This is a genomic window from Variovorax sp. MHTC-1 (genome assembly GCF_003984645.1).
GTDB lineage: Bacteria > Pseudomonadota > Gammaproteobacteria > Burkholderiales > Burkholderiaceae_C > Variovorax.
On record NZ_RWKI01000043.1, the window covers coordinates 1 to 11,063 of the forward strand.

Here is an 11,063-nt window from a genome sequence, read left to right on the forward strand (position 1 = left end):
CTCGCGCTGCTCGGGTGCGAAGAGCAAGCGGTCGACGAGTTCGGCACGCGGCAGGCGCACGCCGCGGATGCTGATGAAGGCGCGCGGCCGCTGGAAAGGCGCTTCGGACGAGGCGCCGGACAAAGGTCGCTCGGGAACTGGCGCGTCGAGCGGAAACGAGGGCACGGCACACACGGCACACCTCCGCGAACCAATATCGCCGAATCCACCCAGATTCGATGTAAGCCGCCGCCGTGTCTCAAGTTCGAGACAAGATCCTCAAAACCCGCTTGCCGAATGAACCAGCCTCCTATCCGCGGGATTTTGTGAATGGGCTTCTGGAATACTCACATGCAACGAAAGCATGCAGCATGCTGGTCTTGGCCGATGAGCACGGCGCTGGCATCAACGTGAACTCGGAGACTTTGGATGGCAATCGCACCGCAACACCGCAGCCGCTCGTCGGGGCTGAGGACGTTCTCGCTCGAATGCGTGGCCGGTGCGGTTCTCATGTTTGTCGCACTCGGCGCAGCGCATTCGCAGCCGCGCAAGGACGTCCGAGACGATTGGCAGCTGGCCTCCCCGAGCGAGCAACGCCTCGACATCAAGCTCCTGGCGGAGCTCGTGGACAAGCTCAAGTCAGAGGAACTGTCCGCAGCGTGGTGATCGTCCGCAACGATGAGTGTCGTTTCGACGCTAGTGGGCGTGGCGCTTCGCTTCCGGGCTCGCTGGAGCGCCAGCGGGTGGCTGCCCTTGCACCTTGCGGATCCCCAGGCGGTCATCGCGGCGAGCGGCCTGGCGGAACTCATCGAATATCTGCCGAGCGAACCGTCGAAAGGGACCTATCTCAACCAGTGGTTCCTGAGTTCAGACCTTGGAAGGGGGAAGATCTTCTCCTCTTGACGTTGTACGGCAAAATACCGTACATTCTAGAGCAGAGAGGTCTTCCATGTCCACCGATACCACCCGAACCGAGCGTGTCGAAGCTCGCATAGCGCCTGATGTCCTGGCAGTGGTCCGACGCGCCGCAGAAATCGAAGGACGCAGCATCAGTGACTTCCTCGTCGGGGCCGCGCAAGAAGCCGCGCGTCGCACGATTGAGCAGACGCAGATTATTCGACTCTCGATGGAAGAACAGCAGCGCTTTGCCGCATTGCTGCTCGATCCCCCTGCGCTCCCTCCTGCGATGGCACGCGCGGCTAAGGCACACAAGAAATTGATCGCTTCCTCGCGGTGACAGTTCAGTTCCGCATAGAAGGGCTTGCGCCCGACCATGACCGCGCAGGCTTTGTCTGTGGGAGCGATGCGCTCGACAAGTACCTGCGTGAGCAAGCGTCGCAGGACATACGCCGCCGCACCAGCGCATGCTATGTCGCCATCGACACGAAATTGGATGCGATCGCCGGGTACTACACCCTGGCAGCAAGCAGCGTGCCCCTCACGGACCTTTCCGTGACGATGGTAAAGAAGTTGCCGCGCTATCCCCTTGTTCCTGTGGCACGCATTGGCCGTCTCGCCGTGAGCGTTGCGTTTCAGAAAAGGCAACTTGGAGCGGCGCTGCTGTGGGATGCAGGGCTGCGCGCAATGCAGTCGGGCATGGGCGTTTTCGCGTTGGTTGTCGATGCCAAGGATGAGGTTGCAGCCGCGTTCTACGAGCATCACGGCTTCACTGCATTCAGTAGCAACCCACTGACCTTCGTCCTTCCAATTGCGACGCTTGCGAAGAAGAACTGAGCGGGCCGCGAAGGCCCGTTCTCCTTGAATGTTGGCGGAGTGGATGACTCGTATCCGCGACCGGGTGATATCAGGTATCGAATGCGCTCCCTCTTTGACATAACAAGGCTTGCCCTGCTCGCAGCTGTGGGAGCAAAGTCGTAATGTCGCAGCTCAGGCGCGGCTCGAGCAACAGGAGCACCAGATCCGGGAATCGCTTCAAACGATCTCCGCTGGCCGCCCCGGCGATGCCGAGCCGGAGGTGCGACGCCGCGTTGCCGTGATGCAGCGCCGCACCGGCCTGCCGATCGACGAAGCAGCGCAGCGTGCGAGTGCTTCCGGCGCCGAAAAGGTCTGGGGTAGGACCATCGATTTTGTTGACGTGGCGTTTCTGGAGCGTGGGGCTCGGGCAGCCAGAGCCGTTGCTCGCGTCGTCACGCAGGACGGTCAGGGGCTCGGCACCGGATTCATGCGTCTCGCCGACGCTCTTCCTGACCAATAACCACGTCATCGCCACAGCAGGTCAGGGCCAAGGAACTGCTGGTCGAGTTCGACGACGAGTGCGATCTGGCAGGCCTGCCCCGCCGGGTGACCAGGTTCGCGCTGGCGCCGGCCACCTGCTTTCTCACCAATCATGAAAGCGACCTTGACTACACGGCGACCGCGTAGGCCTGAGCCGCGAAGGCTTCGTTGGAGATTCACTTCACTTGGGTCCGATGTGCGGTAACGCACCGACCCGTGGCAAGTGCGCGTGCACTCTGCCTGTTTGCCCAAGGGCAGGATCAACGCAATGACCGCGAACGCTCAGCATGCGCCGATTCGAGCCGCTCTCTGGACCAGCGATGCCAATGCAACTGCTGAAGCGCCTCTGCGAAGCTCAGCTACCAATGGCCTTCATTGATGATGAGGACATTGCGAAGTGCGGCGTGCTCGCTGCCACGAAGCTGATCGAATTGCGACCTCGCCGCTTCGATTGTCAGACCCTTATGTGGGTTAGTGCACCGACGGCCTCATGGTTCCTATATAGATTCCGGCGTCCACTTAGAAAACGATGGCCTGCGGCGACCCGCTGGAAAAAACAAATGAACAATATGCTGAGTCTCAAATCCCCAGCAAGAGGGTTCACCGCTCTAGTGGTTGCCTTTATGGTCGGTTGCGGGGGCGGCGGCGGCGGAGGCCTAGACCCCATACTGGGCACTCCTCCGGTGGCTTCCGTCGTCGGGCCGGTCGTCACAAGCACGTCTCCGACTGGGAGCAATCCGCCGGTCAGCGGCGTAGCGACCAACAGCCGCGTCGTGGCCACCTTCAGCAAGCCCATGGCGGCGCCAAGCCTCAATGCGGCGAGCTTCACGCTGGCCTGTCCGGCTGGCACTTCCACCAGCGCAACTGTCTCCTATGACGCCGCGACGCGGGCGGCGACCTTGACGCCTGCGACCGCACTTCCGCCGAACACGCTATGCGTGGCTACCGTCACGACGGCAGCCCAGGACACCACCGGCCTGGCTCTGGCAAGCAACTTTGTATGGAGCTTTCGCACCGGCGCTCTCGCAGACACAACACGGCCCAATGTCATCGTGGTGGTGCCTGCGGCAGCCGCTGGCAACGTGCCGACCAATACGAAGATCACAGCCACCTTCAATGAAGACATGAACCCGGCCTCGCTTGCCGGCAGCAGCTTCGTAGTGACGAACACCGCCCTAGGAACGCCCGTGGCAGGAAACGTGAGCTACTCGGTCGCCAACCGGACAGCTACCTTTACGCCCTCCTCTCCTGCAACGTTGGCCCTCAACAGCCCGTTCACCGCCACGATCACGGCAGGCGCAACCGACAGCGCAGGAAATGCCCTGGCCGGCAACACCGCAGTGGCGCCGAATTCCGGTAACCACGTCTGGGCTTTCACTACCGGCGCCACGGCCGATACCACTCCGCCCACGGTCACCTTGATCAACCCCGTCAGCGGAGCCACAAACGTCTGCCGAACCCAATCCATCAACGCCACCTTCAGCGAGCCGATGGACGGGACGACATTCGACGCCACGACGTTCAGGGTGACGGACAACGGGGTGGCCGTTGCAGGCGTCGTGAGCTATGACTCCGTCAGCCAGGTCGCCAGCTTCAACCCCGTTGGCGCAACCGGCTTCTCGGCCGGTGCGTCACTGGTCGTCACCATTGCTTCCGGTAGCGCAGGCGTGAAGGATCTGGCTGGCAATGCATTGGCGACCGACCGGACCTGGAACTTCACGACCAGCGCGCAGAGCTGTGCCCCCGTCGTCGATTTGCAAACGGTCGCCGGCTTCGGTGCATTCGGCGGCGCGGCCGGAGTGACGAACCAGGGCGTCAACACCATCATCAACGGCCACCTCGGCACCACAGCGGCTTGTACGCTGATGACCGGTTTTCACGACGCATCGAATGTCTACACAGAAACACCGCTGAACATCGGTGGGGTCAACGGCACCATCTTCTGCGCGCCGCCTGCACCGGGAACTACCACGACCCTCGCCATCGCCACGCAGGCGCGCGCGGATGCGCTTGCCGCCTACAACACGCTGGCGGCCATGCCAGCTGGAAGCGACCCGGGCGCGGGCCAACTCGGCGGGCTCGTCCTGCTGCCAGCCGTCTATACCGCAGCGGGCGGCACGTTCGCCATCACGACTGGCGACTTGACGCTCGACGCGCAGGGCAATCCTGATGCAAGCTGGGTGTTCCAGAGCGCTGCTGAGCTGACGGTCGGCCTGCCCGCCGTACCGCGCCGCGTGTTCCTGATCAACGGCGCCAAAGCCGCCAACGTGTTCTGGCAGGTCGGCAGTGCCGCTCGCATTGAAGACGGCAGCTCCATGATCGGCACGATCATCGCGCCGGCAGGCGTCACGATCTCGACCGCCGGCCAGACCCTGCAAACCACGTTGACTGGGCGTGCCATCGGTCTCACGGCATCGGTGACCATGGTGAACACCACCATCGTCGCACCGTGACGCCGACAGCCGTGCACACGCTCCGACTTCGTATGGCCAAAACAAAGAACGCTATGAAATCCACCCGCAGCCTGCGTCTGTTGAGTCTTGCCGGAGTCGGCGCGCTCATTGCAACCACGGCCTTGGGACAGGAGGGCGGCTACTACTATGGCGGCCTGTCCGTGGGCCAATCGCATTCCCGAATCGACGACGAACGGATCACCGCGGGATTGCTTGGCGCCGGGCTCTCCACGACCTCCATGTCGCTTGATGAGCACGACGCAGCGTTCAAGCTGTTCGGCGGCTATCAGTTCAATCGATACCTCGCACTCGAAGGCGGCTACTTCAACTTGGGCAAGTTCGGATACATGGCGACCACATCGCCTGCAGGCACGCTGCACGGCAAGATCAAGCTGCAAGGTCTCAACCTGGATGTGGTCGGCACGCTGCCGCTCAGCGAACGTTTCTCGGCAATCGGCCGAGTAGGCGTCCAGGTCGCCAACGCCCGAGACAGTTTCAGCGGCACAGGAACTGTCCAGGTACTCAATCCCAGCCCGAGCAAGCGCGACACCAACTACAAGTTCGGCGTTGGATTGCAGTACGAATTCAGCCCGTCGTTCCTGGTACGCGGAGAGGTGGAACGCTACCGCATCAACGACGCCGTGGGCAACAAGGGCGACATCAACCTGTTCTCCGTGACGCTGGTTTTTCCACTGGGGCGCGTACCTGCGCCGACGCCACGCGCGGCGGTCGCTTCCACCTACATCGCGGCCGCGCCCGAGCCCGCATCAGCTGCGGCGGCCCCCGAGCCGGTGGTGGCGGTACCCAGTCGTCGGGTGAGTTTCTCCGCCGATTCGTTGTTCAACTTCGACCAGTCGACGCTCCGCCCCGAGGGAAGGGCCGCGCTCGACCAGTTCATGACGGATCTGACCGGCACCCAGTTCGATGTGATCGACGTCGAGGGTCACACCGATCGCCTCGGCTCGGCGGCCTACAACCGAAAGCTGTCGCTGCGAAGGGCCGAATCGGTGAAGGGCTATCTCACGACGAACGGACAGATCGCCGCCGCCAAAGTCTCGGCCGTGGGAAAAGGCGAATCGGCTCCTGTGACGCGACTGGAGGTTTGCACGGGAAACAGACCCAGCAGGACGTTGATCGCCTGCCTGCAGCCCGATCGCCGTGTGGAAGTCGAAGTCAGCGGGATCCGGTGATTCGGTGCTGCGACTGAACTGATCTCAGCCTGTCGTCCGCTATCCCGCGTGGAAGTTCGCTTCGTTCGTGCTATTGAACCAACTGCGCTCAGCGCCCGCCGCTCCGCGAGCCTCGTTGAACACGATGTGATGGAACTCTTGTCATTCTCACGGGAGGGCGCGCTCACGCAGCGTGAGGAAATGAAGAACCATCGACCCGCGCAATCTGAGTCTGGATCATCCGGACGAATGTCAAGAATTCTCGCTGGAATTGCCAGAGCAAGTCAGTTCCCCGAACTTCGTGAAAAATCCGTCCCAAAGCGGCGAGGCGTCAAAATGCTGCCGCGGCAAATCGCCCGAACGACTGAAGCGGTGAACTCTCTGATGTCGATTTGCGGGCGCGAGCACCGTAAAGCGCGCTGCCAATTCGAAGACCTCATGCCGGTAGATCGCCCGCTGCGAACCATCCAACGAAGCTCTCGGCAGATCGAGTGAACTGTCCGAAGCTCTGTCGCACTACGGCCGCGCGAGTTAACTGGAGCGGGACCTCTGCTGGATGAAGGCATGATCGAATTGAAAGATCAGAAGTGTCGGGCGTTGTCGACGGGGCCGTCAGACCCAGTTTTCAATCACCAGATCGTCGATGCGGCAGAACTCACGCTCGTTGTTGGTGACCAGCACCCAGCCTTCAGCGCGGGCATGAGCAGCGATCCAGAGGTCGTTGTTGCCGATGGGCTGACCTTTGCGCTCGAGGACGCTGCGGATCTGGCCGTAGTGCTGGCCCACTGCTTCCGTAAGCGGTGCGACCTGGATGACGTTTTGCAGTTGCCGTAGCGCGGCCAGGGCCTTGGCACGGGCTTGGCTCTTTTCCGCCCCGTGTTGCAGTTCGCCCAGCGTAATGACGGACATGGCCAGGACGTCGGCGCTAAGTTGCTCAAAGCGCGCTCGAACAGTGGCGGGAGTGTGCTTGGCGATGTAGATGCAGATGTTGGTGTCGAGAAGGTAGTGAATGGCCATTCAAAACGGCTCCCGCTCTTGGGGAGGGCTGTCGCCGCGGCCATCGGCCATGAAGTCGGCAGGCATGCCGACGAGGGCGTCAAAGATCGCGGCCGCACTGACGGGCCGCTCACGCAAAACGATGTCGTTGCCTTGGCGGAAGATCTCCACCTGCTCGGCTGTGAATCGAAACTCCTTCGGCAAGCGCACAGCCTGGCTGTTCCCGGACTGGAAAACACGGGCGTAAGTCATAGGGAGCCTCCTTGGTATATACAGAAAGTATATACATGCGCCCTAGCCGTGTCAATCCCCTGCCCCTGCTACAGGTAGACCAACCATCATCGCTTCAAAATGATCAGGTCGGAGGTGACGACAACGCTCCTTATCGAGGTAAATATTCGGCGGGGCATGGCGGTCGTTTGGAAGTACGTGGGTCAAATGGCTGAAGTTCGACAAACACCCTCCCGCGGGATCCAGGAAGACGACGTCTGGGGCGCGGCCGACGTGCTGCTTCACGAAGGCCTGCGGCCCATGGTCGAGCGCGTGCGGCAGAAGATCGGACGCGGATCATCGAACACCGTGAGCCCGGTGCTCGAGCGCTGGCGTCGCTCGGGCAACGGCTGGCCGGCGGCGCGAATCCATCGGCAAATCTCGCGGCGGGCAATGATGCTGTCAGTGGTCTTCCAATAATCCCCAGTTGGGGATTATTGGAAGACCACTGACAGGCGCGGTTCAATCGCAAGGCGTGGCGCTGCAGCAGCGCCTGGACGACCTCCAACAACAGTTCGGTGAAGAGAAGAAGGCGCATGCGGAGACGCGCGCGCTGCTCGCCGGAACTTTGGCGGCCGCGCGCAAGACGCCTGGGACACGCAAGTCCTCTTCCTGCGGCAAAGCCTAGCTCGCCATTGGTGACGGGATCGATTTGAGAAAGCTCCCGGGGCTCGCGCCCCGGGAGTAAATCCACCAAGAGGGGTGGAGGAGACAACCGGTTCAGTCTGGTGCGCCTGCCAGGCGGGCGCACAGAATGTAGAGATGCTACGCAAGCCGTGTGCCATCGCGCTGCAAAGGCCATGCGACCCGGCGCAGCAAGGACAGTCAGCTTTGCAAGTTGAGGTGCTGAAAGTGGGGAAGTTCTGGCGGAGTTCAAGCGCCTTGAATGTCGGCTACCTCCGCCCTTTCAGGACAAAGCGCGCGGTAAGAAGTAGCCCTTGATGCAAGCGCGGTCTGGATGTGGTTCTTTGCGCAGATCGACGTCCCCTCGTAGAGCGGATCGCCTTCGACGAAGCCAGAACGCACCGTTTGGTAAGGCAAGAGCTTGACGCCGCCATCGACGTTCTCGCGCAGCTTGTACATGTACTCAATCACCTCTCGGTCAAGCCGGCGAAGGAGCTGGGTATTGCCGTTCGAGGGCAGCGGCAGGCTGAATTCGTCCAAGAGTTTCTTGAGCACGTTGTGTGCCTGCGCAGCTCTTTCAGGGCAGCCTGATCGAACAGATTGCAGCAAAGGCCCAGGTCTATGACGGTGCCGACGAAGCAAAAACATTTGGTTTCGCGTCATCTGTTGCAATCTGTAATTATAGAACTTTTGACGTATGGACATCTGGGCATAACATTTGTAGAACGTTTTACTTACACGCGCGACTGTCTGCTCACTGTGAACAAGGGGATTTTTCAGGCCAGCCCCATGTCAGTACACGTTTGCACGACGCCCATGTTGTCCGTCAAAGGCGCAGTGTTGGCTGGGCTATGCCTTGTGACGCTGACATCGCAATTAAGTGCGGCGCCTGGGTTTGCGCCTGAGGCGACGTCGTCATTGTCGCCGGACCCGTTAACAGAACAATTCGACGCGGAGCCGGGGCAATTCGCCGAGTCTGCTTCTGAAAGTCATGGCGGAGCGATTTATAGCCCATTCAGCACAATTTCGGAGGCATCTACGGCGCCGCCTGGGGAGACCTCCGCAAAGCCAATTCGGAATGTCGGAACAGAAGAAGCGCCCGACCTGATGGCGACCATGCTGGCGGCAGGTATCGCCGCCGGATTGTTGGTCTATCTCGTGCGCGTACTAATTAGTCTTTGAGCCGGCATGAACTAAGTTATTGCCACCGACCCACTCAGGTCAACCATGTATGTGAAAACGCTGCCGTATTAAGCTGAGCGAAAGGAGGCCATTTAGGGAAACCTATGCTTTTAAAATTACCGACTACATTCAATAGCACGATTTGTTTAAGCAATTTGTCAAATGAATGGAGGTTATTTGTATGCATAAACTATCCACAATTGCGGTTTGTGCCCTCGGAGCCCTGGCCCTTCCCACGGCGTGGGCGGTGACCAATTTCGGCGGCAATACGGCGCCAGCTGGAGCCCATTACTCGCAGGGCTCTAGCGAGCCGACATGCTCTGTCAGTGGCCTCACCGTCTCATGCACCGGGACCGCCATCGGCGGTGTCGGCAACACGGATGCCGACCTGGTCCTGTCGGCCTCGTATTCGGCCACCGTGCAGTGCAGGAACAGAGGCGGTCAGATAGTTGATGTCAAGACGCAATTCACGACCTCCAGTTCGTCCGATTCCGACACCAGAGTTAGAAACGGGACGCTAACTGTCTCCCCGATTAGTTTAACTGGGCCGTCGGATGCTACTTTCACGAGCAGAGCCACCTGCCCCAACGGGAATTGGACCAAGGTACTTTTGGAGGGCTCCCCCTCACTGACGGCTTTTAGTTACACCCTCACCTTCGAGGGCTACTTAGAGCCTGCCATCACAGTCACGGGACCATAAGACTCTGAGGCGCGCCGCCGCCCCCCGCACAGTGCGGGGGCGTCTGTTCCTAGGTGCTCACCCCTGTTGACGGCCGCACCGCGGCCCATTGGAGTGGCACTGAGGGCCACCCTCTTCGTTTGCCGTGCACCACCCTCTGTCATCGAGCATGGCGATAACGAAGGGGCATGATGTTGGTGACGCTGCTCACCTCCCAAGGTGCTTTCCGAAGTAATAGTCCGACGACTACCGTTCTTGACGATCAGTCCTCGCTCTGGCTCAACCGCTTGTTGACCTCGGCGATGTCGAACGCGGTTGGATCGAAGGACCCGCCGATCCATTCCTTGAGATCCTCATGCTCTGGATCATTGGGATCGGCCAGTGCGGCCAAGAACTCTTCATAGCCTGGAGCACCGCCGACGTCTTCGGGTGGGCACGCGTTCTCGCCGGCGATGCACACAGCCAACGAGATCGGCGCGTCGAGCGCGATGATCTTCTCGACCTTGACCCGGTGGCGCCAGTTGTCCCCATAGTCATAGACGTAGACGAACGTCTTGCGCGCACCCAGCGCTGCCTTCAGCGTTACTTTCTCTTCGTTGAGCACGCCGTCCGGCAGTTCCCATGTGGGCTCGACCGGGCCGTAGTTCGCATCGCCGAAGACGAACTCATGCAGGTGACCGCCATCCCAGCCAGTGCTCCAGAGAAGCATGACGTGCAGCAACGGCAGCTTGATCGTGATGGGCACCAGCAGTCGCCGCCAGACCTTGGGGTGGACCCCCTCAAGCTCGACATGAAGTTGGTACGCCTGGGTGGCGCTCGGCAAGGAGGTGGACGACTTGGCGCTCATGGCCGTTACTCTAGCGAACTCGCACCCTTGGCGCGCCGCCGACCACGACAGCCTTCGGGCCGTTCAGGTTGCCTGCGCCAGCCCGTCGCCGCCTTGCCAGTGGGGGCCGACCTCGCCGGCAATCACCCATGGCAACAGCTCATCGATGCGGTTGCTCTCAAGATCCGCGATGCGTGCCAGCACGTGACGCAGGTAGGCCTGAGGATCGATGCCGTTGAGTTTGGCCGTGCCGATCAACGTGTAGATCGCCGCCGCGCTGTGACCGCCAGCGTCAGAGCCAAGGTGCAAGTAGTTCTTGCGGCCAATGGCGACACCACGCAACGCCCGCTCGGCCGCGTTGTTGTGCGCCTCGATGCGCCCGTCGTCCACGAAGCGCACCAGCGCGCGCCAGTTGCTCAGCGTGTAGCCGATGGCCAACGCTATTGGCGATTTCGCCGAGAGCTGGCCCAACGTGTCGCCCAGCCACACGCGCAGGGCATCCAGCAGCGGGCGAGTCCGCCGCTGCCGTTCCTGTCTTCGTTCATCGGGCGGCTTGCCGCGGATGTCGGTCTCCACCGCGAACAATGACTCTCTGGGCGATGCGGGCGTGGTAACGAAACGGCGCAGCAACTACGATCCTGCGTTCAAGT

The 11,063-nt window shown here is 61.2% G+C and carries 13 protein-coding genes and 2 pseudogenes; 8 read left to right on the forward strand and 7 right to left on the reverse strand.

Translation table 11 applies throughout. The features are described from left to right. The first annotated feature begins 408 nt into the window (after positions 1–408). The 3 genes from EJI01_RS27650 to EJI01_RS27665 all read left to right on the forward strand — a co-directional run bounded on the left by EJI01_RS27650 (position 409) and on the right by EJI01_RS27665 (position 1,713). Complete coding sequence (locus EJI01_RS27650; protein ID WP_126840313.1) at positions 409–645, forward strand: MgtC/SapB family protein; 237 nt, start codon at positions 409–411, stop codon at positions 643–645. Between the two features lie 283 nt (positions 646–928). Then, on the forward strand, positions 929–1,216 hold the full coding sequence (locus EJI01_RS27660) for a DUF1778 domain-containing protein (protein WP_126840315.1): 288 nt from the start codon (positions 929–931) through the stop codon (positions 1,214–1,216). Continuing rightward, the gene (locus EJI01_RS27665; RefSeq protein WP_126840316.1) at positions 1,213–1,713 is read left to right on the forward strand and encodes a GNAT family N-acetyltransferase; all 501 of its coding nucleotides are present in this window, start codon (positions 1,213–1,215) and stop codon (positions 1,711–1,713) included. The genes EJI01_RS27660 and EJI01_RS27665 overlap by 4 nt, the downstream gene beginning before the upstream one ends. A 70-nt stretch (positions 1,714–1,783) precedes the next feature. On the opposite strand, the gene EJI01_RS28995 is transcribed toward EJI01_RS27665, so the two are convergent. Then, complete coding sequence (locus EJI01_RS28995; RefSeq protein ID WP_185879093.1) at positions 1,784–2,203, reverse strand: hypothetical protein; 420 nt, start codon at positions 2,201–2,203, stop codon at positions 1,784–1,786. Continuing rightward, entirely contained in the window at positions 2,200–2,328 is a 129-nt protein-coding gene (locus EJI01_RS29520; protein WP_260602718.1) for a hypothetical protein, read from the reverse strand. Before EJI01_RS29520 ends, EJI01_RS28995 begins: the two co-directional genes overlap by 4 nt. A 212-nt stretch (positions 2,329–2,540) precedes the next feature. Here EJI01_RS29520 and EJI01_RS27675 point away from each other — a divergent pair, with 212 nt between their 5' ends. Next, positions 2,541–4,667: an Ig-like domain-containing protein gene (locus tag EJI01_RS27675; RefSeq protein WP_185879094.1), complete on the forward strand. Its 2,127-nt coding sequence runs from the start codon at positions 2,541–2,543 to the stop codon at positions 4,665–4,667. 53 nt (positions 4,668–4,720) lie between these two features. Then, entirely contained in the window at positions 4,721–5,857 is a 1,137-nt protein-coding gene (locus EJI01_RS27680; protein WP_126840319.1) for an OmpA family protein, read from the forward strand. Between the two features lie 591 nt (positions 5,858–6,448). On the opposite strand, the gene EJI01_RS27690 is transcribed toward EJI01_RS27680, so the two are convergent. Then, entirely contained in the window at positions 6,449–6,853 is a 405-nt protein-coding gene (locus EJI01_RS27690) for a type II toxin-antitoxin system tRNA(fMet)-specific endonuclease VapC (protein ID WP_126840321.1), read from the reverse strand. Continuing rightward, positions 6,854–7,084, reverse strand: coding sequence for an antitoxin (locus EJI01_RS27695; RefSeq protein ID WP_126840322.1), 231 nt, complete (start codon positions 7,082–7,084; stop codon positions 6,854–6,856). 186 nt (positions 7,085–7,270) lie between these two features. Between EJI01_RS27695 and EJI01_RS29775 the strand changes: the two are divergent. Further along, a pseudogene (locus EJI01_RS29775) lies at positions 7,271–7,435 on the forward strand (DNA-binding protein); the annotation flags it as partial. A gap of 142 nt (positions 7,436–7,577) precedes the next feature. Next, positions 7,578–7,730 carry a hypothetical protein gene (locus EJI01_RS29000; RefSeq protein ID WP_185879095.1) on the forward strand — a complete coding sequence of 51 codons (153 nt, stop codon included), beginning with the start codon at positions 7,578–7,580 and terminating at the stop codon, positions 7,728–7,730. Positions 7,731–7,975: 245 nt separating this feature from the next. Here EJI01_RS29000 and EJI01_RS27705 read toward each other — a convergent pair whose 3' ends face one another. Beyond that, on the reverse strand, positions 7,976–8,281 hold the full coding sequence (locus EJI01_RS27705; protein ID WP_126840323.1) for a hypothetical protein: 306 nt from the start codon (positions 8,279–8,281) through the stop codon (positions 7,976–7,978). A 66-nt stretch (positions 8,282–8,347) separates the two neighbouring features. Between EJI01_RS27705 and EJI01_RS27710 the strand changes: the two genes are divergently transcribed. Then, on the forward strand, positions 8,348–8,908 hold the full coding sequence (locus EJI01_RS27710; protein WP_126840324.1) for a hypothetical protein: 561 nt from the start codon (positions 8,348–8,350) through the stop codon (positions 8,906–8,908). A 941-nt stretch (positions 8,909–9,849) separates the two neighbouring features. On the opposite strand, the gene EJI01_RS27720 is transcribed toward EJI01_RS27710, so the two are convergent. Both EJI01_RS27720 and EJI01_RS27725 read right to left on the reverse strand, forming a co-directional pair. Then, positions 9,850–10,434, reverse strand: coding sequence for a plasmid pRiA4b ORF-3 family protein (locus tag EJI01_RS27720; RefSeq protein ID WP_126840326.1), 585 nt, complete (start codon positions 10,432–10,434; stop codon positions 9,850–9,852). Positions 10,435–10,497: 63 nt separating this feature from the next. Next, positions 10,498–11,001 (reverse strand): annotated as a pseudogene (locus tag EJI01_RS27725) (transposase); the annotation flags it as partial. Positions 11,002–11,063: the final 62 nt, after the last annotated feature.